Origin of the sequence: Micromonospora sp. NPDC000121, assembly GCF_042899165.1 — a bacterium.
Lineage (GTDB): Bacteria > Actinomycetota > Actinomycetes > Mycobacteriales > Micromonosporaceae > Micromonospora.
Genome location: NZ_JBIAZP010000014.1, coordinates 140,561 through 163,552 on the forward strand (window position 1 = coordinate 140,561; position 22,992 = coordinate 163,552).

A 22,992-nucleotide genomic window follows, 5' to 3' on the forward strand; every position below is an offset into this window, starting at 1 on the left:
GTCAGGAGATGCCGAGGTCCCTGTCCACCATCGCGAAGAGTTCGTCGTCGGAGGCCCCGTCCAGGTGCCGGCCGATGTCGGAGCCGCCGCCGCTGTCCTGGCCGAGCCGGGACAGCATCGCCTGGAGCCGGACGGCGGCCCGCATCCGCGCCGCCTCGTCCCGCGCCACCACGTCGAGGCTGTCGGCGATCCGGTCGAGGTCGTCGAGCAGTGCGGTGGGGGTGACCACGTCGTCCTGGGCGACCTCGGCGAACAGGTACTCGGCGAGGGTCGTCGGCGTCGGGTAGTCGAACACCAGGGTGACCGGCAGGGCCACGCCGGTGGCCGCGCCGAGCCGGTTGCGCAGCTCGACGGCGGTGACCGAGTCGAAGCCCAGCTCCCGGAACGCCCGGTGCTCGTCCACGGACTCGGCGGACGGGTAGTTCAGCACGGCGGCGACCTGGCTGCGGACGACGGCGAGCAGCACGGCGAGCCGGTCGGCCGCGGGGAGCCCGGCAAGGTGCTCCTGCAACGAGTCGGGGCTGCCGCCGGTCTCCAGGGTGGCGGTCCGCTCGGCCGCCTGGAGCCGGCGCACGTCCGGCAGGTCGCTGATCAGCGGGCCGGGCCGGGTGGCGGTGAAGGCCACGGAGAACCGTTCCCAGGCGATGTCGGCGATGGTGAGGAACGCCTCGCCGTGGTCGACGGCCTGGTGCAGGGCGGCGATCGCCGCCTCGGGCGCCATCTCCGGTACGCCGTGGCGGTGCAGCAGCTCGCCGAACGGCCCCTCGGCCATGCCCCCGCCGGCCCAGGCGCCCCACGCGATGGAGGTGCCGGACAGTCCGAGGCCGCGTCGGTGCTGGGCGAGCGCGTCGAGGAACGCGTTGCTCGGCGCGTAGTTGCCGACGCCCGAGCTGGACACGCTTCCGGCGAAGGAGGAGAACATGATGAAGGCGGACAGGTCCAGGTCCAGCGTCAGCTCGTGCAGGTTGTACGCGACGTCGACCTTGGCCTGGAGCACCCGTTCGATCTGCTCCAACCGGATGTCGTTGATCATGGCGTCGTCGAGCACGGCGGAGGCGTGCACGACCGTGGTGAGCGGGTGCTCCGCCGGGATCGCGTCGATCAGCGCGGCGAGCGCGTCCCGGTCCGAGGCGTCGCACTCGGCCACGGTGACCTGGACGCCCAGCCCGGTGATGTCGTCGACGAGCTGCTGGGCGCCGGGCGCGGCCATGCCCCGCCGGCTGGCGACGACGATGTTCTGTGCGCCGCAGCGGGCCAGCCAGCGGGCGGCGTGCCCGCCCAGCGCGCCGGTGCCGCCGGTGACCAGCGCCGTGCCGGACGGCTTCCACGGGTTGGCCGGCTGGGTGTCGCCGAGCGGGACCCGGGTGAGCCGGCGGGCCAGCAGGCCGCCCGGGCGTACCGCGAGCTGGTCCTCCTCGCCGGCGGCGGTGAGGGCCGCGATCAGCAGGTCCGCGGACCGGTCCTCGACCGCCTCGGGCAGGTCCACGAGGCCGCCCCAGCGCTCCGGGTGCTCCAGCGCGGCGACCCGGCCGAAGCCCCAGACCAGCGACTGGACCGGGGAGCGCAGCAGGTCGGTCAGGCCGACCGAGGCCGCGCCGGAGGTGACGCTCCACATGGGCGCGCGCAGGCCGATGTCGCCGAGGGCCTGGAAGAGCGCGACGGTGGCCGCGAAGCCGCCCGGCACGGACGGATGCAGCGGGTGGGCCAGCTCGTCGAAGGCGAGCAGCGACACCACGCCGGCGACGTCGGCCGTCCCGTCGCCCTGCCCGGGCACGGTGGCGAGCGCCTCCCGCACCAGCTTGGCGAGCAGGTCGCGGCCGGCGTCGGCGGTGGAGACCGGGACGGGGACCAGGGTCGCCCCCGCGGCTTCGAACGCCTCGACGCAGGCGTCCTGCCACGGCTCGACGATGTCGCCGGTCGGCAGCACCACGACCCAGGTGCCGGCCATGCCCCGGTTGTGCACGCCGGTCAGCGGCTTCCAGGTGTCCTGGTAGCGCCAGCTGTCGATGTCGGACTGGCGGCGGCGCTTGCGCCGCCACGAGGTGAGCAGGGGCAGGGCGGGGCGCAGCGCGTCGAGGGCCTCGTCCGGGAGGGTGTCCTCCGTGGCGACGGTCTCGGCGAGCGCGGTCAGGTCCCCACGTTCCACGGCCGCCCAGAAGCTGGCGTCGCCCGGGTCGGCCGCCCCCTGGAGCAGGCTCTCCAGGTCGGGGCCGCCGCTGCCGTCCAGCCACAACCGCTGGTGGTCGAACGCGTACGTGGGCAGCGCCGTCACGTCCGTCTCGGCGAGTACCGCCGTCAGGTCGACGGGCAGGCCGATCGCGTGGGCGGTGGCCAGGTTCGTGAGCAGGCGGGTCGGGTCGTCGTCGCCCCGACGCAGGCTGCCCAGCGTGTGCCCGGTAGTGCCCGTGTCGTCGAGGATCGCCGTGACCGGCATCGTCAACACCGGATGCGGGCTGATCTCCACGAACGTGCTGTGCCCGGCCGCGACCGCCACCCGGACGGCTGCGTCGAACTGGACCGTCTGCCGCAGGTTGTCGTACCAGTAGTCGGCGGTCATCGTGGCTGGGTCGACCCAGTCGCCGGTCAGCGTGGAGACCAGTCGGGTGTGACCGGGCTGCGGGGCGATGTCGGCCAGGTCCGTGCGCAACTGCTCGGCGACCTCCTGCACCGCCGGGGAGTGCGACGCGTAGTCCACGGGGATGAGCCGCGCCCGGATTTCCTCGGCCTGGCACGCCTCCACCAGATCGGCCACCGGCTGCGGCGGCCCCGACACGACCACGGTGGACGGGCCGTTCACCGCCGCGACACCCACGCCGGGGAAGGCGTCGAGTCGGGCGGCGACCGCCTCGGCGGACAGGTCGATCGACGCCATCGTGCCCGTGCCGCGCAGCACGGCGAGTGCGCGGGACCGCAAGGCGACGGTCTTCGCCGCGTCCTCGAGGGTCAGGATCCCCGCCACGCAGGCGGCGCCGATCTCACCCTGCGAGTGACCGATCGCCACGTCCGGGACCACACCGGCCGCGCGCCAGACGGCGGCCAGGGCCATGCCCACGGCCCACAGCACCGGCTGCACGACCTCGACCCGCTCCAGCCACGACTCGTCCTCCCCGGTGAGGACGGCGACGAGATCCACGTCCAGGTACGGGGCAAGCGCCGCCTGACACTCGGCCAGCCTCGCGTCGAACACCGGCGTACGACCCACCAGACCGGCCGCCATCCGCGCCGACTGCGCCCCCTGACCCGGGAACACGAACACCGGCCCGGCACCGGAGCCGGTGGCCGTACCGGTGACGACGTTGCCGGCCGGAGACCCGGCAGCCAACGCGTCCAGACCGGCCAGCAACTCCTCCACGCCCGCACCGACCACCACGGCCCGCTGGTCCAACGTCGACCGGGTCGTGACCAGCGACCAGCCGACCGCCGCCGCATCGACGTCGCCGTGCTCGCGGACGTGCGCGGCGAGGCGGGCCGCCTGACCCGCCAGGGCAGCCTTCGACCGCGCCGACACCGGCCAGACGGTGACGTCCGAGGCGATCAGGCCGGGCCGGCGCGCCGGCTCGACGGCCGCCTCCCCGTCCGCGTCCTCGGGGCCGGCGACGCCGGGCCGGTACTCCTCCACGATCACGTGGGCGTTCGTGCCGCTCACGCCGAACGAGGACACCCCGCCGCGGCGCGGCCGGCCCAGCTCCGGCCACGGCCGGGTCTCGGTGAGCAGGGACACCGCGCCCGCGGACCAGTCCACGTGCGGAGACGGCTCGTCGATGTGCAGGGTCTCCGGCATGACGCCGTTGCGCACCGCCATCACCATCTTGACCATGCCGGCGACGCCGGCGGCGCTCTGGGTGTGGCCGATGTTCGACTTCACCGACCCGAGCCACAGCGGCCGGTCGGCGGGGCGGTCCTGCCCGTACGTGGCGATGAGCGCCTGCGCCTCGATGGGGTCGCCGAGGGTGGTGCCGGTGCCGTGCGCCTCGACCATGTCGACGTCGGCGCTGCCGAGCCGGGCGTTGGCGAGGGCCTGCCGGATGACCCGCTGTTGGGACGGGCCGTTCGGGGCGGTAAGGCCGTTGGACGCGCCGTCCTGGTTGAGGGCGCTGCCCCGGATGACGGCGAGGATCGGGTGGCCGTTGCGCTCGGCGTCGGAGAGGCGCTCCACGACGAGCACGCCGCCGCCCTCGCCCCAGCCGGTGCCGTCCGCGCCGGCCGCGAACGCCCTGCACCGGCCGTCGACGGACATGCCGCGCTGCCGGGAGAAGACGATGAAGACGCCGGGGGTGGCCATCACGGTGACGCCGCCGGCGATGGCCAGGTCGCACTCGCCGCGGCGCAGCGCGTTCGCCGCCAGGTGCAGCGCCACCAGCGAGGAGGAGCAGGCGGTGTCGACGGTGACGGCCGGCCCGTTGAGGCCGAGCGTGAACGAGATCCGGCCGGACGCGACGCTGGTGGTGTTGCCGGTGCCGAGGTACATGTCGACGCCCTCGGGCACGTACGGCAGGCCCATCCCGTAGTTGGACGTGCTCAGCCCGACGAAGACGCCGGTCTGGCTGCCGCGCAGCGACAGCGGGTCGATGCCGGCCCGCTCGATGGCCTCCCAGGACGTCTCCAGCAGCAGCCGCTGCTGCGGGTCCATCGCCAGCGCCTCACGGGGGGAGATGCCGAACAGGGTCGGGTCGAACGCCCCGGCGTCGTCGAGGAACCCGCCGACGCGGGTGTAGCTCTTGCCCGGCTTGTTGGGGTCGGGGTCGTACAGCCCCTCCAGGTCCCAGCCGCGGTCGTCGGGGAACTCGGTGAGGGCGTCCCGGCCGTCGACGAGCAACTCCCAGAGGTCCTCCGGCGACCGGACGCCGCCGGGGAAGCGGCAGCTCATCGAGACGATGGCCAGGGGCTCCTGGTCGCGCGCCTCGACGGTCTGCAGCTTCCGCTTGGTGTCGTGCAGGTCGGCGGTCACCCGCTTGAGGAAGTACCGCAGCTTGTCGTCGCTCATCGGGTGACACCTTCCTCGATCCGGAAGTCGGTCATCTCAGGAGATTCCAAACTCTTTGCTGATGAAGTCGAAGATCTCGTCGTCGCTGGCCGACTCGAGGTCGGGCCGGTCCTCCTCGGCGGCGGGCCCGGCGGCCACGTCGGACGCCTTGGCCAGCAGGTCCCGCATCCGGGCGGTGAACCGGTCCCGGGCCGCCGCGTCGAGCGGGATCGTGGTGAGCAGGCTCTCCACCGCGTCGATGCCCTGGAAGATGGGCTGGGTGGAGGGCGCCGCGTCGGCGGCGATCTCGCTGGTCAGCTTCTCGGCGAGCGCCGTCGGTGTCGGGTAGTCGAAGACCAGCGTCGCCGGCAGCCGCAGCCCGGAGAGACCGTTGAGCCGGTTACGCAGGTCGACGGCGGTGAGCGAGTCGAAACCCAGGTCGGTGAAGAGGCGGCCGGGGTCGATCGCGTCGGCGCCGGCGTGACCGAGGACGGCCGCGATGTTCGCCCGGACCGCGTCGAGGACCACCTTGAGCCGTTCCGGCCCGGCGAGACCGGCCAGCCGCTGGCTGAGCGGCACCCCGCCGGTGCGGCCACCGGCCGCGTCGACGGAGCGCCGCAGCGGCACCCGGACGAGAGCCCGGAGCATCGGGGCGAGCGACCCGGCCTCGGCCTGCGTCCGCAGCGTCCCGACGTCCAGGCGCATCGGCACGACCGCCGCCGCGTCCAGCCGCCACGCCGCGTCGAAGAGGTCCAGCGCCTGCTCGGTGGACAGGCCCGCGGCGCCCTGCTCGGCCATCCGCCGCACGTCCGCGTCGCCCAGGTGACCGGTCATGCCGCTGGCCTGCTCCCACAGGCCCCACGCCAGGGAGATGCCCGCGAGCCCCCGGGCCCGCCGGTGTGCGGCGAGGGCGTCGAGGAAGGCGTTCGCCGCCGCGTAGTTCGACTGGCCGGCGCTGCCCAGGGTGGCCGCCGCCGAGGAGAAGAGCACGAACGCCGCGAGGTCCATGCCCTCGGTGAGCCGGTGCAGGTGCCACGCCGCGTCGATCTTCGGCACGGCGACGGCGTCGAGGCGGTCGGGGGTCATCGACTCCAGCACCCCGTCGTCGAGGACGCCCGCGGCGTGCACGACGGCGGTGAGCGGGCGTTCGACGGGCACCCCGGCGAGCAGCGCCGCCAGGGCGTCCGGGTCGGCGGCGTCGCAGGCGGCGACGGTCACCGCCGTGCCCACGGCGGCCAGCTCGGCGACGAGGTCGGCGATGCCCTCGGCCGCCGCGCCGCGCCGGCCGGCCAGCAGCAGGTGTTTCACGCCGTGGGTGGTGGCGAGGTGCCGGGCCAGCAGGCGGCCCAGCACGCCGGTGCCGCCGGTGATCAGCACGGTGCCGTCCGGGTCGATGCCGCCGGGCCGCAGCTCCACCCCGGCCGGGACGCGCCCGAGGCGCGGCGTGCGGACCTGCCCGGTCCGCACGGCGAGCTGCGGCTCACCCGAGGCGATCGCGGCGGCCAGCACCGCCGCGCTGTCCTGGTCGTCGTCGAGGTCCACCAGTTGCAGCCGGCCCGGGTGTTCGAGCTGGGCGGTGCGCAGCAGACCCCACACCGGGGCCTGGCGCAGGTTCACCGCGTCCTGCTCCCCCGCCGCGACCGCGTCGCGGGTGACCAGCACGAGGCGGGACTCGGCGAACCGGTCGTCGGCGAGCCAGGTCCGCAGCCCCGCGAGCGTACGGTGCGTGGTGGCGCGCGCCTGCCCGGCCAGCGCCGGGTCGGCGGGGTCGCCGGCCCCACCGACGGGGACGATCACCGCCTCGGGCGCGGGCTCGCCGCCGGCGAGCAGGTCCCCGAGCGAGTCCAGGTCCACGTCGGTACGCACCCGCGCGCCGGCCGACTCGCAGGCGGCGCTGAGGGCGAGGTCGTCGCCGCCGAGCACCGCCCACCGGGCGGCCGCCGGCACCGGGCCGGTGGGCAGCGGCAGCGCCGGCCAGTCCACCTGGAACAGCGACTCGTGCCGGCCGGAGCGGGCCGCGCCGAGCGAGTCGCCGGAGACCCGACGCATGATCAGCGAGTCGACGTGCATGACCGGGGCGCCGGTGGCGTCCGCCACCTGGAAGGACACCCCGACCTCGCCGGCCGCGGCGACGCGTACCCGAAGGGCGGTCGCCCCGGCGGCCAGCAGCGTGACCCCGGTCCAGGCGAACGGGAGCCGGGGGACGCTGGCGTCGGCGCCGTCGCCCATCCGGCCCAGGAAGCCGCCGATCGACATGGCCTGCAACGCGCCGTCGAGCAGCGCGGGGTGCACGCCGAAGCGGCCCGCCTCGGTGTGGTGGTCGGCCGGCAGCTCCACCTCCGCGAAGACCTCGTCACCGCGCGTCCACGCGGCGCGCAGGCCGCGGAACGCCGGGCCGTAGCCGAAGACCGTCGCCTCGATGCCGGCGTAGAAACTGCCGGAGTCGACAGGGGTCGCGCCGGATGGCGGCCACACCCCCAGGTCGAAGGCGGGCGCACCGCCGTCGGCCGGACGGGGGCCGAGCAGGCCGGTGGCGTGGCAGGTCCAGGCGACGTCGGCCAGGATCTCGTCCGAGCCGTCCCGGTACGGCCGGGAGTAGAGCTGGACGCCGCGCCGGCCGTCGTCGTCCCGGTCGCCGACCAGGAGCTGGACCTGGAGCGCGCCGAGCTCGGGCAGGACGAGCGGGGCGAGCAGGGTCAGTTCCTCCAGCCTCGGGCAGCCCGCCTGCTCCCCGGCGTACGTGGCCAGTTCGACGAAGGCGGTGCCGGGCAGCAGGATGTTGTCCATCACCCGGTGCTCGCCCAGCCACGGGTGGGTACGCACCGACAGCCGCCCGGTGAAGACCATCCGCTCGTTGTCCGGGAAGGTCAACGCGGCGCTGAGCAGCGGGTGTCCGGCGTCCTGAAGGCCGGCGGAGGCGACGTCCTGCACCCGGTGCGCGGGCGCGTCGAGCCAGTACCGCTGGTGGTCGAAGGCGTACGTCGGCAGCGGCACGGTGTCGGTCCCTGCCAGGACCTTCGTGAGGTCGACGGGCAGGCCGATCGCGTGCGCGGTGGCAAGGTTGGTCAGCAGGCGGGTCGGGTCGTCGTCGCCCCGACGCAGGCTGCCCAGCGTGTGCCCGGCAGTGCCCGTGTCGTCCAGGATCGCCGTCACCGGCATCGTCAACACCGGATGCGGGGAGATCTCCACGAACATCGTGTGACCCGCCGCGACCGCCACCCGCACCGCCGCGTCGAACTGCACCGTCTGCCGCAGGTTGTCGTACCAGTAGTCCGCCGTCATGCTCTCCGGCTGCACCCAATCGCCGGTCAGCGTGGACACGAGCCGGACATCACCCGCCCGAGGGGTGACCTCCGCGAGGTCGGCGCGCAACCGCTCGGCGACCTCCTGCACCGCCGGCGAGTGCGACGCGTAGTCCACCGGAATCAACCGCGCCCGCACACCCTCGGCCTGGCAGGACTCCACCAGATCCGCCACCGGCTGCGGCGGCCCCGACACCACCACCGTCGACGGACCATTCACCGCCGCCACACCCACACCCGGGAACGCGTCGAGACGGGCAGCGACCGCCTCGGCGGACAGATCCACCGACGCCATCGTCCCCGTACCCCGCAGCACCGCCAGAGCCCGCGACCGCAACGCCACCGTCTTCGCCGCATCATCCAGAGACAGAATCCCCGCCACACACGCGGCACCGATCTCACCCTGCGAGTGACCGATCACCACCTGCGGCACCACACCCACGTGCCGCCACACCGCCGCCAGAGCGATACCCACCGCCCACAGCACCGGCTGCACGACCTCCACCCGCTCCAGCCACGACTCGTCCTCCCCCGTGAGGACGGCGACGAGATCCACGTCCAGGTACGGCGCCAGAGCCCGCTGACACTCCGCGAGACGGTCGTCGAACACCGGCGTACGACCCACCAGACCGGCCGCCATCCGCGCCGACTGCGCCCCCTGACCCGGGAACACGAACACCGGCCCCGCACCGTGACCCGACGCCGTGCCCGTGACCGCGTTGCCGGCCGGGGAACCCGCCGCGACGGCCTCCAGGCCGGCGAGCAGTTCCTCGACGCTCGCGCCGACCACAGCGGCCCGGTGGTCGAGGATCGCGCGGGTCGTCGCCAGGGACCAGCCGACGGCCGCCGGGTCGAGGTCGCCGTGCTCCCGCGCGTACGCGGCGAGGCGGTCGGCCTGCCCGGCGAGGGCAGCCCTGGACCGGGCCGACACCGGCCACACCACCACGTCCGAGGCGACCAGCCCCGGGGCGGCGTCCACGGGCGGCTCGGTCTCGTCGGCCTGCTCGACGATCACGTGCGCGTTCGTGCCGGAGATGCCGAACGACGACACCGCCGCCCGGCGCGGCCGGTCCACCGCCGGCCACGGCGTGGCCTCGGTGACGAGCGAGACCGCGCCCGCCGACCAGTCGATGTGCGGCGACGGCTCGTCCACGTGCAGGCTCGCGGGCACGACCCCGTGCCGCATGGCCTGCACCATCTTGATCACACCCGCGACGCCCGCCGCGGCCTGCGCGTGGCCGATGTTCGACTTGATCGACCCCAGCAGCAGCGGCCGCTCGGCGGGCCGGTCCTGCCCGTACGTCGCCAGCAGAGCCTGCGCCTCGATCGGGTCGCCGAGCGTCGTGCCGGTGCCGTGCGCCTCCACCACGTCCACGTCGGCCGTGGAGAGCCGGGCGCTGGCGAGGGCCTGCCGGATGACCCGCTGCTGCGAGGGGCCGTTCGGTGCGGTCAGCCCGTTCGACGCCCCGTCCTGGTTGATCGCGGAGCCGCGTACCACGGCGTAGACCTTGCGGCCCTGCCGGCGGGCGTCGGAGAGCCGCTGCACGAGCAGCATGCCGACGCCCTCTGACCAGCCGGTGCCGTCGGCGGAGGCGGCGAACGACTTGCACCGCCCGTCGGCGGCCAGCCCCCGCTGCCGGGAGAACTCGATGAAGGCGGTCGGGGTGGCCATCACCATCACGCCGCCGGCGAGGGCCATGTCGCACTCGCCGCGCCGCAGCGCCTGCCCGGCCCAGTGCAGGGCCACCAGGGACGACGAGCAGGCGGTGTCCAGCGACACGGCCGGCCCCTCCAGCCCGAACGTGTACGCCACCCGGCCGGAGATGACGCTGCTGGTGAGCCCGGTCAGCGCGTAGCCCTCGGTGCCCTCCGGCGCGTAGGCGAGCAGGTTGGCGTAGTCCTGGCCGCTGGTGCCGACGAACACGCCGGTGCTGCTGCCCCGCGCGGCGGCGGGATCGATGCCGGCGGACTCGAAGGTCTCCCAGGTGGTCTCCAGCAGCAGCCGCTGCTGGGGGTCCATGGCCAGGGCCTCACGCGGACTGATGCCGAAGAAGTCGGAGTCGAACCGGTCGACGCCGCTGAGGAAGCCGCCGCCGCGGGCGTAGAACGTCCCGCTGGCGTCGGGGTCGGGGCTGTACAGCCCGTCCAGGTCCCAGCCCCGGTCGGTGGGCAGGTCGGTGATGGCGTCGACGCCGTCGGCGACGAGGCGCCACAGGTCGTCCGGGGACCACACCCCGCCGGGCAGCCGGCAGGCCATGCCGATGATCGCGAGGGGCTCGTCGTCACCGACCGCGACGGTGGTGGTCGCGGGCCGGACCGGGACCGGGGTGCCGGCGATCTCCGTGCCCAGGAAGGCGGCCAGGTCGTGCGGGGTCGGGTAGTCGAAGACGAGGGTGGCCGGCAGCCGCATGCCGAAGGCGTTGTTGAGCCGGTTGCGCATCTCGACGGCGGTGAGCGAGTCGAAGCCGAACTCGCTGAACGCCCGGCGTGGCTCGATCGCGGTCGGGTCGGGGTAGCCGAGCACTGCGGCGGCCTGGCCCCGGACGATCTCGACCAGCGCGGCGAGCCGGTCGGCGTCGCCGAGGGCGGCGAGCTGCTGGACGAGGGACGCGCCCGTGGTCACCGCGGCGGCGCGGGCGGGGTTGCGGATCAGCGCGCGGTACAGCGGCGGGACGGTGCCACCGGCGAACTGCACCTTCATGGCGGCGAGGTCGAGCCGGGCCGGGACGAGCGCGGCGTCGGTGGTGCGGCAGGCGGCGTCGAAGAGGGCGAGCCCCTCCTCGGCCTCCATCGCGGCGACGCCGGAGCGGGAGATCCGGCTGAGGTGGACGTCGTCCAGCTCGGTGGTCATGCCGCTGCGGTCGGCCCAGAGGCCCCAGGCGAGGGTGAGCGCGGCGAGGCCGTGCGCCTTGCGGTGCTGGGCCAGCCCGTCGAGGAACGCGTTGGCGGCGGCGTAGTTGCCCTGGCCGGGACCGCCGGCGGTGGCGGCGAGCGACGAGTACGAGATGAACGCCTTCAGGTCGAGGTGGGCGGTCAGCTCGTGCAGGTTCCAGGCGGCGTCGACCTTGGGCCGCAGCACGCCGTCCATCCGCTCCGGGGTGAGCGAGGGGATGGTGCCGTCGTCGCGGACGCCGGCGGCGTGGATGACGGCGGTGAGCGGGTGCTCCGCCGGGATGGCGGCCAGCAGCTCCGCCACGGCGGCCCGGTCGGCGACGTCGCAGGCGGCGACGGTGACGGTCGCACCGAGCGCCTCCAGGTCGGCGCAGAGTTCGGCGACGCCCCCGGCCGCCCGGCCGCGCCGGCTGGTCAGGATGAGGTGCCGGACGCCGTACGTGGTCACCAGGTGCCGGCTCATGAGCTGGCCGAGGGTGCCGGTGGCGCCGGTGATCAGGACGGTCCCCTCCCCGTCGAACGGGGCGGCCGGCGGCTCGGCCACGGCGGGAACCCGGGTGAGGCGGGCGCCGGCGGCGACGCCGGACCGGATGACGACCTGCGGCTCGTCGGTGGCGAGCGCCGGCACCAGGGCGGCGGCGGAGCCGGCCACGTCGTCGACGTCGACCAGCACGAACCGGTCGGGGTTCTCCGACTGGGCGGAGCGGAGCAGGCCGATCACGGCGGCGCCGGCCAGGTCGGTCAGGTCGGTGTCGTGGGCGGTGGCGACCGCGCCCCGGGTGAGCACCACGAGGCGGGAGTCCGTGTACCGGTCGTCGGCGAGGAACCGCTGGAGCACGTCGAGCACCCGGTGGGTGGTCGCGGCGACCGCGCGGGGCAGGTCGTCCCGCCCGGGCGGTTCGAGGAAGGGCACGACGAGCACGCCGGGGACGTCCGCGCCGTCGTCCAGCGCCGCGGCCAGGGCCTCCAGGTCGGGGTACGCCGCCGCGGCCGTCCCGCCGGCCACGAGCGCGTCGGTGAGGCCGGCGTCGGCGCCGACCACCGCCCAGCCGGCGGTCGCCGGGGTGGCGGCCGGGGCGAGCGGCGCCCACTCGATCCGGAACAGCGACTCGGTGCCGCCGCCCCCGGCCACCCGGAGCTGGTCGGCGGAGACGGGACGCAGGACGAGGGAGCCGACGGAGATGATCGGGGCACCGGTGACGTCGGCCAGCAGCAGGGAGATGCTGTCGGTGCCGGTGTGCGTGACGCGGACCCGGGCCGCCGCCGCGCCGGCGGCGTGCAGGGCGACGTCGTTCCAGGAGAACGGCAGCCGGCCGTAGCCGGGCGGGATGTCCGCCCTCGACGGCTGGCCGGCGGCGGTGGTGAGCCCGAGGGTGTGCAGGGCCGCGTCGAGCAGGGCCGGGTGCAGGCCGTACCCGCCGGCCTCGGCGGCGGGGGTCTCGGGCAGCGCCAGCTCGGCGAACAGGTCCTCGCCGCGCCGCCAGGCGGAGCGCAGCGCGATGAAGGACGGGCCGTAGTCGTAGCCCTGGGCGGCGAGGTTCAGGTACAGGTCGTCGGTGGCGACCTCGGTCGCGCCGGGGGGCGGCCAGGCGGTGAGGTCGGACCAGCCGAGCGGCCCACCGGGTGCCGCCGGACCGCTGGCCAGCACGCCGCTGGCGTTGCGGGTCCAGGCGCGCTCGCCGGGGTTGTCGGCCGGCTCGCCGTCCGGGGCGGAGTGCAGCGACACCGAGCGGCAGCCGGTCTCGTCGGCCGGTCCGATCCAGAGCTGGATGTCGACGCCGCCCGTCTCGGGCAGGATCAGCGGCGACTCCAGGGTGAGTTCCCGGACGTGGTCCGCCCCGACGTGGGCGCCGGCCTGGAGGGCGAGTTCGACGAAGCCGGTGCCGGGCAGCAGCACGGTGTCGAACACGACGTGGTCGGAGATCCACGGGTGGGTACGCCGGGCCAGCCGGCCGGTGAACAGGAAACCCTCGGCGTGCGCGACCCCGACGGCCGCGCCGAGCAGGGGGTGCTGGGCGGGGCGCAGGCCGACCGCGGTGACGTCCCCGGTCCACCCGACGCCGGCCTCCGGCCAGTACCGCTGCCGCTGGAACGCGTACGTGGGCAGGTCCACCCGGGCCGCGCCGGTGTCGGCGAACCACCGCGCCCAGGTGACCGGGACGCCGTGGACGTGCAACTCGGCCAGGGCCGCCAGCAGCGCGTGCCCCTCCGGCCGATCCTTGCGCTGGGCGGCAACGGCGAGCACGCCCTCGTCGCCGGGCAGGATGTCCGCGGCCATCGCCGTGAGGACGCTCTGCGGACCGACCTCCAGGAACGTGCCCACCCCGGCGTCCCGCAGCGCGGCCACCCCGTCGGCGTAGCGGACGGCCTCCCGGACGTGCCGCACCCAGTAGTCGACGCTACGGATCTCCTCGGCGTCGGCCAGCGCGCCGGTCACGTTCGACACCACCGGCAGCACCGGCTCGGCGAAGGTCAGCCCGGCGAGGACCGTGCGGAACTCGGCGAGCATCGGCTCCATCAGCGGGCTGTGGAACGCGTGGCTGACGGTCAGCCGGCGGGTGCGCGCCCCCCGGTCCTTCCAGGTCTGCTCCACCTCGTCGAGGGTGTCGACCGCGCCGGAGACGACGACGGACGTCGGCCCGTTGACGGCGGCGATCCCGACCCGGTCGGTCAGCCCGTCCAGGGTGGACAGCACGTCGGCCTCGGGCGCGTTGACGGCCAGCATCCCGCCGCCGGCCGGCAGCGCCTGCATCAGCCGGCCCCGCGCCGCGACCAGCGCGCACGCGTCGCTCAGGGACAGCACCCCGGCCACGTGCGCGGCGGTGATCTCCCCGATCGAGTGGCCGCCCACGAAGTCGGGAACGACGCCGAACGACTCGACGAGCCGGAACAGGGCCACCTCGACGGCGAACAGGCCGGCCTGGGTGAACACGGTCTGGTCCAGCAGCTCCGCCTCGGCCGAGCCCGCCTCGGCGAAGAGCACGGTCTTCAGCGGCCGGGGCAGCAGCCCGTCGAGCTGCCCGCACACCTCGTCGAGGGCGGACGCGAACACCGGGAACGCCGCGTACAGCTCCCGGCCCATGCCGGCGCGCTGCGCGCCCTGACCGGAGAACAGCACCGCGAGCGAGCCCCGGTCCCCGGCCTGGCCGGCGACCACCGCGCCGGACGGCTCCCCGGCCGCCAGGGCGCGCAGGCCGGCCAGCAGGTCGTCCCGGCTCGCGGCGGCGACCACGGCCCGGTGGTCCAGGGCGGACCGGGAGGCCACCGACGAGTACGCCACGTCGAGGGGGCGCAGGGTCTCGTCGGCGGCGATCCGGGCGGCCCAGTTGCCCGCCTGGGCGGCGAGCCCGGCGGCGTCGCGGGCCGACACCGTCACCGGCACGACGGGACGCTCCACCGCCGGGGCGGCGGCGTCGGCCTCGACGGGGGCCGGGGCCTGCTCCAGGATGGTGTGCGCGTTGGTGCCGGACACGCCGAACGACGACACCGCGGACCGGCGCGGCCGGTCCACGGCCGGCCACGGCGTCGCCTCGGTGACCAGCTCGACGGCGCCGGCCGTCCAGTCGACCTGCGGGGTGGGCTCGTCGACGTGCAGGGTGGGCGGCACGACGCCGTGCCGCATCGCCATCACCATCTTGATCACACCGGCGACGCCGGCAGCCGCCTGCGCGTGCCCGATGTTCGACTTGACCGAGCCGAGCAGCAGCGGGGCGGAGCCCGCGCCCCGGTCCTGCCCGTACGTGGCGAGCAGCGCCTGCGCCTCGATGGGGTCGCCGAGCCGGGTGCCGGTGCCGTGCGCCTCGACCACGTCCACGCCGCCGGCGGCGAGGCCGGCGTTGGCGAGGGCCTGCTGGATGACGCGCTGCTGCGAGGGCCCGTTCGGGGCGCTCAGGCCGTTGGACGCGCCGTCCTGGTTGACCGCGCTGCCCCGCACGACGGCGAGGATCGGGTGGCCGTTGCGCTGGGCGTCGGACAGCCGCTCCAGCAGCAGGACGCCGACGCCCTCGGACCAGCCGGTACCGTCGGCCGCGGCGGCGAACGCCTTGCACCGGCCGTCGGCGGCGAGGCCGCGCTGGCGGGAGAACTCGACGAACGCGGCGGGGGTGCACATCGCGGTGACCCCGGCGACGATGGCCAGGGTGCACTCCTGCTGGCGCAGCGCCTGGGCGGCGAGGTGCAGGGCGACCAGGGAGGACGAGCAGGCGGTGTCGATGGTGACCGCCGGGCCCTCCAGGCCGAACGTGTAGGCGATCCGGCCGGAGACGACGCTGCCGGCGTTGCCGGTCATCAGGTGCCCCTCGAGGCCCTGTGCGGCGCCCATCAGCACGCTGCCGTAGTCCTGGCCGGTGCTGCCGGCGAAGACGCCGGTGCGGCTGCCCTTCAGCGAGTGCGGGTCGATGCCGGCCCGTTCCAGGACCTCCCAGGAGGTCTCCAGCAGCCACCGCTGCTGCGGGTCCATGGCCAGGGCCTCGCGGGGGGAGATCGCGAAGAAGCCCGGGTCGAAGTCGGCCAGGTCGTGGACGAAGCCGCCCTGCGCCGTGTACGACGTGCCGAGCCCGCCCTGCTCCTGGTCGGCGTCGTACAGCGACGCGAGGTCCCAGCCCCGGTCCTGCGGGAAGTCGGAGATCACGTCCCGCCCGGACGCGACCACCTCCCACAGGTCCTCCGGCGACCGCACCCCGCCGGGGAAGCGGCAGCTCATGGAGACGATGGCGACCGGTTCCTGTTCGCCGGCCTCCACCTCGCGCAGGCGCTGCCGCACCTGGTGCAGGTCGGCGGTGACCCGCTTGAGGTAGTCGAGAAGCTTCGCCTCGTCAGCCATGGACCGCGCTCTCCTTGTGTTGAGCCGTGCACGCAGCAGCGATCACGTCAGGACACCCCCAGCTCACGGTCGATGAAGTCGAAGACCTCGTCCGGCGTGGCGTCCTGGAGCTTCTCGGCGACGGTGTCCCCGCCGCCCGCCGGGGCGTCGGCCTCGTTGAGGGAGGCCAGCAGTGCCCGCAGCCGCTCCGTGATCCGAATCCGGGCGCTGCGGTCCGGCACCGAGCCGGCCAGCGCCGCTTCCAACCTGTCCAGTTCCCCGAAGACCGGCGCGACGCCGACCACGCCGCCGTCGACGATCGCCGCCCGGACGTACTCGGCGAGGCCGGCGGCGGTCGGGTAGTCGAAGACGACCGTGGCGGGCAGCCGTACGCCGGTCGCCGCCGTCAGCCGGTTGCGCAGCTCGACCGCGGTGAGCGAGTCGAAGCCGAGTTCCCGGAACGCCCGGTCCGGTTCGACGGCGTCCGCCGAGGCGTGTCCGAGCACGGCGGCGGCCTGGCCGCGTACCAGTTCGAGGAGGGTCTTGCGCCGCTCGGCGTCGGTCTGCCCGGCGAGCAGGGCGGCGAGGGACTCCGCCGACGCCCCGGCGTCGTCGGCCCGCTCGGCGGCGGCCCGCTGCGCCTCCGCGACGCCCGTCAGCAGCGGGCTGGGCCGCACGGCGACGAACCCCGGCACGTACCGCGCCCAGTCGATGCCGGCCACCAGCGTCGCCGGCTCCCGTCGCGCCACGCACCGGGCGAGCGCGGCGAACGCCGTCGCGGTGTCGAGGCGGGCGACGCCGCTGCGGCGGCGGCGCTCCTCCACGGCCTGGTCGGTGGCGGCCATCCCGCCGGCCGCCCAGGGGCCCCAGGCGATCGAGGTGGCCGGGAGGCCCTGCTGGTGCCGCTGCTCGGCGAGCGCGTCGAGGTACGTGTTCGCGGCGGCGTAGCTGCCCTGCCCGGCGGCGCCGAGCTGGCCGGCCATCGCGGAGAACAGCACGAACGCGCGCAGCGGCAGAGCGGCGGTCAGCTCGTGCAGGTGCAGCGCGCCGAGCACCTTGGGCCGCAGGACGGCGGCGAGCCGGTCGGCGGTGAGACCGTCGAGGACGCCGTCGTCCAGCACCCCGGCCGCGTGCACCACCCCGGTCAGGGGCGCGTCGGCCGGCACCTCGCCGAGCAGCTTCGCCAGCGCCGACCGGTCGGCCACGTCGCAGGCCGCGACGGTCACCCGCGCGCCGGCGGCGGTCAGCTCCCGGACGAGGTCGGCCGCGCCGGGGGCGTCGGCGCCCCGGCGGCTGACCAGCAGCAGGTGCTCGGCGCCCCGGGCGGCCAGCCAGCGGGCCACCTCCGCGCCGAGGGCGCCGGTGCCGCCGGTGACCAGCGTCGTGCCGGAGTGGTCGGGCTCGTCGGGCACGGCGTCGCCGCCGGGCGCCCGGACCAGCCGACGTACGAGGACCGTGGCGCCGTCGACGGCGAGCTGGTCCTCGCCGTCGAGGCCGGCCAGCGCGGCGCAGAGCAGGTCCCAGCCGTGGTCGTCCAGGGTGGCCGGCACGTCGACCAGCCCGCCCCAGCGCTCGGGGTGTTCGAGGGCGGCGACCCGGCCGAGTCCCCAGAGCAGCGACTGCTCCGGTCGGGCCGGGGTCGCGCCCCGCGTGGTGCCGGCGGCGCCCCGGGTGACGCACCAGAGCGGGGCGGCCACGTCGAGGTCGCCGAGGGCCTGCACCAGGGCCAGGGATCGGGCCAGGAAGGGCGGCACCGGCTGGGTGTCGTCGACGGGGCCGTCGGCGAGGGCGAGCAGCGACAGCACGCCGTCCACCGGCGCGCGTTCGCCGTCGCCGGTGCGGGTGGCGGCGGCCAGGTGCGCGGCGACGGCCGCCCGTTCGGTCAGCGCCTCCGGCAGCAGCACCAGCCGGGCGTCGGCGCCGCGGCGGGCCAGCTCGGCCACGGCGGTCTCGCCCTCGTCCGCGCGGTGCTCGTCGGTGACGACCCACCAGGCGCCGGGGAGGAAGCTGACGGGCGTGCCCGGGTACGGCTGCCAGACGCTGCGGTAGCGCAGGTCGTCGAGGGCGGACCGGTCCCGCTGCTGGCGTCGCCAGGAGGCGAGCACCGGCAGGGCGGCGCCCAGCCGTTCGAGGGACTCGGTGGCGCTCTGCGCGGTGAGTTCCGCGAGCGCGGCCAGGTCCTCCCGTTCGACGGCCGCCCAGAACGCGGAATCCGTTCCGCTGGGTGCCTCGCCCGGCTCCGCCGCCCTGCTCGGCCAGAACCGGGCACGGTCGAAGGCGTACGTGGGCAGGTCGACGGTCGGGGTCTTCGCCAGGACCTTCGTGAGGTCGACGGGCAGGCCGATCGCGTGCGCGGTGGCCAGGTTGGTCAGCAGGCGGGTCGGGTCGTCGTCGCCCCGACGCAGGCTGCCCAGCGTGTGCCCGGCAGTGCCCGTGTCGTCCAGGATCGCCGTCACCGGCATCGTCAACACCGGATGCGGGCTGATCTCCACGAACGTGCTGTGCCCGGCCGCGACCGCCACCCGCACGGCGGCGTCGAACTGGACCGTCTGCCGCAGGTTGTCGTACCAGTAGTCCGCCGTCATCGTGGCCGGGTCGACCCAGTCGCCGGTCAGCGTGGAGACCAGTCGGGTGTGACCGGGCTGCGGGGCGATGTCGGCCAGGTCCGTGCGCAACTGCTCGGCGACCTCCTGCACCGCCAGCGAGTGCGACGCGTAGTCCACCGGAATCAACCGCGCCCGCACACCCTCGGCCTGGCAGGACTCCACCAGATCCGCCACCGGCTGCGGCGGCCCCGACACCACCACCGTCGACGGACCGTTCACCGCCGCCACACCCACACCCGGGAACGCGGCCAGACGCTCGGCGACCGCCTCGGCGGACAGATCCACCGACGCCATCGTCCCCGTACCCCGCAGCACCGCCAGAGCCCGCGACCGCAACGCCACCGTCTTCGCCGCATCATCCAGAGACAGAATCCCCGCCACACACGCGGCACCGATCTCACCCTGCGAGTGACCGATCACCGCCTGAGGAACCACACCCACGTGCCGCCACACCGCCGCCAGAGCGATACCCACCGCCCACAGCACCGGCTGCACGACCTCCACCCGCTCCAGCCACGACTCGTCGTCACCGGTCAGCACCGACACCAGATCGACGTCCAGGTACGGGGCAAGCGCCGCCTGACACTCGGCCAGCCTCGCGTCGAACACCGGCGTACGACCCACCAGACCGGCCGCCATCCGCGCCGACTGCGCCCCCTGACCCGGGAACACGAACACCGGCCCCGCACCGTGACCCGACGCCGTGCCCGTCACCAGGCTGCCCGACGGGGAACCTGCCGCCAGCGCGTCGAGCCCGGTAAGCAGTTCCTCGACGCTCGCACCGACGACGGCGGCCCGGTGGTCGAACGTCGACCGGATCGCCGCCAGGGACCAGCCGACCGCCGCCGGGTCGAGCCCGCCGTGCTCACGGACGTGCCGCGCCAGCCGGGACGCCTGACCCGCCAGGGCCGCCTTCGACCGCGCCGACACCGGCCACACCACCACGTCCGAGGCGACCAGTCCCGGAGCCGCCTCCACGGCAGGCCCGGCCACCTCGTCCGCCTGCTCGATGATGACGTGCGCGTTGGTGCCGGAGATGCCGAACGACGACACCGCCGCCCGGCGCGGCCGGTCCACCGCCGGCCACGGCGTCGCCTCCGTCGCCAGCTCCACCGCACCGGCCGTCCAGTCGATGTGCGGCGACGGGGCGTCCACGTGCAGCGTGGCCGGGACGACGCCCTCCCGCATGGCGAGGACCATCTTGATCACGCCCGCGACGCCGGCGGCGGCCTGCGTGTGCCCGATGTTGGACTTGACCGACCCGAGCAGCAGCGGCACGTCCCGGTCCTGCCCGTACGTGGCCAGCAGCGCCTGCGCCTCGATCGGGTCGCCGAGCGTGGTGCCGGTGCCGTGCGCCTCCACCACGTCCACCTCGGCGGCGGCGAGGCCCGCCGAGGCCAGGGCCTGCCGGATCACCCGCTGCTGCGAGGGGCCGTTCGGGGCGGTGAGTCCGTTCGACGCCCCGTCCTGGTTCACCGCGGATCCGCGCACCACCGCCAGCACCCTGTGGCCGTTGCGCCGCGCATCCGACAACCGCTCCACCAGCAGCATGCCGGCGCCCTCGCCCCAGCCGGTGCCGTCGGCCGCCGCCGCGAACGCCTTGCACCGGCCGTCGGCCGCCAACCCGCGCTGCCGCGAGAACTCCACGAACAGGCCCGGCGTCGCCATCACCGTCACGCCGCCGGCCAGGGCGAGGTCACACTCCCCGCGCCGCAGCGCCTGCACCGCCAGGTGCAACGCCACCAGCGATGACGAACACGCCGTGTCCACCGACACCGCCGGCCCCTCCAACCCCAACGCGTACGCCACCCGACCAGACAAGACACTCGCGGCGTTCCCCGTAGCGCCGAACCCCTCCGCCTCGTCCCCGGCCGACAACAACAGGGCCCCATAGTCCTGGCCGTTCGTGCCCACGAACACCCCTGTTCGCGAACCCCGCAACACCCCTGGAACAACCCCTGCCCGCTCGATCGCCTCCCACGACGTCTCCAACAGCAACCGCTGCTGCGGATCCATCGCCAACGCCTCACGCGGGCTGATCCCGAAGAACCCCGGGTCGAAGTCCGCCCCGTCGTACAGGAAGGCGCCGCTGCGGACGTAGGAGGTGCCGGTGGAATAGGGGTCGGGGTCGTACAGCCGGTCGATGTCCCAGCCCCGGTCGCCGGGCAGGCCGGAGACGGCGTCCCGGCCGGCGTGCAGCATCTGCCAGAACCCCTCGGGGTCGTTGGCGCCTCCGGGGAACCGGCACGACATGGCGACGATGGCGACGGGTTCGTCGTCGGCCAGCGCCACGGGTGCGGCGGCGACGGCCGCCTCAGCCCCGCCGCCCAGCTCCTCGTGCAGGTGCCGGGCGAGCACGGTCGGGGTCGGGTAGTCGAAGACGAGGGTCACCGGCAGCCGCAGCCCGGTGGCGGTGGCGAGCCGGTTGCGCAGCTCGACGGCGGTCACCGAGTCGAAGCCGAGGTCCCGGAACGCGTGGTGCGGGTCGACGGCCTGACCGCCGTCGTACTTGAGGACGGTGGCCGCCTGCTCGCGGACCAGGTCGAGCAGCGCCTGCTGGCGCTCGGCGGCGCCCATCCGGGCGAAGGACGCGCCGGGGCCGGCCTCGTCGGCCTCCCTGGCCTCGGCGAGGCCCTTGGTGGCCGCGAGGGCCTGCGCCTCGGGGATCTCGGCGATCAGCGGCGCGGGCCGGGTCGCGGTGAACGCGACGTAGAACCGGTCCCAGGCGATGTTCGAGATGGTCAGGAACGTCTCGTCGTGCTCGACGGCCTGGTGCAGCGCGGCCACGGCGAGCCTCGGGTGCATCTCGGGCGCGCCGTGGCGGTGCAGCATCCTGCCGAACTCGCCCTCGGCCATGCCGCCGCCGCCCCACGCGCCCCACGCGATCGAGGTGGCGGGCAGGCCGAGGCCGCGCCGGTGCTCGGCGAGCGCGTTGAGGAACGCGTTGCCGGGGGCGTAGTTGCCCACGCCGGAGCTGCCGACGGTGCCCGCCATGGCGGAGAACAGGATGAACGCGTCGAGGTGCCGGTCGCGGGTCAGTTCGTGCAGGTTGACCGCGGCGGCGACCTTGGCGCTCAGCGCGTAGTCGACCTGGTCGAGGGTGAGCGAGCTGATCACCGAGTCGTCGAGCACGGCGGCGGTGTGCACGACGGTGGTCAGCGGGTGCTCGGCCGGCAGGTCGTCGATGACGGCGGCGAGGGCGGCCCGGTCGGCGGCGTCGCAGGCGGCGACGGTGACCCGGGTGCCGAGGGCGGTCAGCTCGGCCTCCAGCTCGGCGATGCCCTCGGCCTGCCGGCCGCGGCGGCTGAGCAGCACCAGGTGGGGCACGCCGTTGGCGGCGAGCCAGCGGGCCATGTGCCCGCCGAGGGCACCGGTGCCGCCGGTGACCAGGGCGGTGCCGGTGGGCCGCCAGTCGCGGGTGGCGGGGGCGTCGCCCAGCGGGGCGCGCAGCAGCCGGCGGCCGAACGCGCCGACGCGCCGCAGCGCCACCTGGTCCTCCCCGTCGGTGCCGGCGAGGACGTGGGCGAGCCGCCGGCCGGCCGCGTCGTCGAGGTCGTCGGGCAGGTCGACGAGGCCGCCCCAGCGGTCGGGGTGTTCGAGGGCGGCGATCCGCCCGAAGCCCCAGGCGAGCTGCTGCACGGGGTGCGGCAGCGGGTCGGCGGGGTCGGTGGAGACGGCGCCCCGGGTGAGGCACCACAGCGGCGCGCGGACGCCGGCGTCGCCGAGGGCCTGCGTCAGCGTGACGGTGCCGGCGAAACCGACGGGCACGAACGGATGCGCGGGGGCCGGCGTCTCGTCGAGCGCGAGCAGGGAGACGATCCCGGCGACGGGGCCGGCCCCGGCGAGGTCGCGCGCCCGGGCCGCGAGGGCGGCGCGGTCGGTCCGCTCGGCGTCGAGAACCACGGGTACGACCGTGGCGCCGTGCCGCTCCAGGGCGTCCCGGCAGAACGCGGCCTGCTCCGCCTCGGTGTCGTCGGGGCCGGTGACGAGCCACCAGGTGTCCGCGAGGGCGGGCTTCCCGGCGGCCTCGGCGACCGGGAGCCAGGCGTCGCGGTACCGCCACGAGTCGACGGTGGCCTGGTCGCGGTGACGCCGCCGCCAGGCGGCGAGCACGGGCAGCACGTCGGCGAAGGCCGCCTCGGGCACCGCGTCGGCGTCGGTCGCCTCGGCCAGCTCGGCGGTGAGGGCGGTCAGGTCCTCCGCCTCGACGGCGGCCCAGAACCGGGCGTCGACCTCGTCGACCTCGATCGCCCCCGACGCCGCCGTGGCGGGGCCGGACGGGGCGGACGGCTGCGGCCAGTAGTGCTGTCGTTGGAACGGGTAGGTGGGCAGGTCGACCAGACGCCCCGGCCGACCGGCGAACGCGGGCCGCCAGTCCACCGACGCACCACCGGCATAAACCTCCGCCAACGCCCGATGGAACCGGCC

Annotated in this window: 3 protein-coding genes; all 3 read right to left on the minus strand. The window is 75.3% G+C overall.

What is annotated here, in order from left to right:
- Position 1: 1 nt before the first annotated feature.
- Positions 2 to 4,984, minus strand: coding sequence for a type I polyketide synthase (locus ACFY23_RS29255; RefSeq protein WP_387039124.1), 4,983 nt, complete (start codon positions 4,982 to 4,984; stop codon positions 2 to 4).
- Between the two features lie 36 nt (positions 4,985 to 5,020).
- Positions 5,021 to 15,979, minus strand: coding sequence for an SDR family NAD(P)-dependent oxidoreductase (locus ACFY23_RS29260; RefSeq protein WP_387051304.1), 10,959 nt, complete (start codon positions 15,977 to 15,979; stop codon positions 5,021 to 5,023).
- Between the two features lie 47 nt (positions 15,980 to 16,026).
- Positions 16,027 to 22,992, minus strand: a 6,966-nt coding sequence (locus tag ACFY23_RS29265) for a type I polyketide synthase (protein ID WP_387039113.1), incomplete at its 5' end; no start/stop codon positions are given.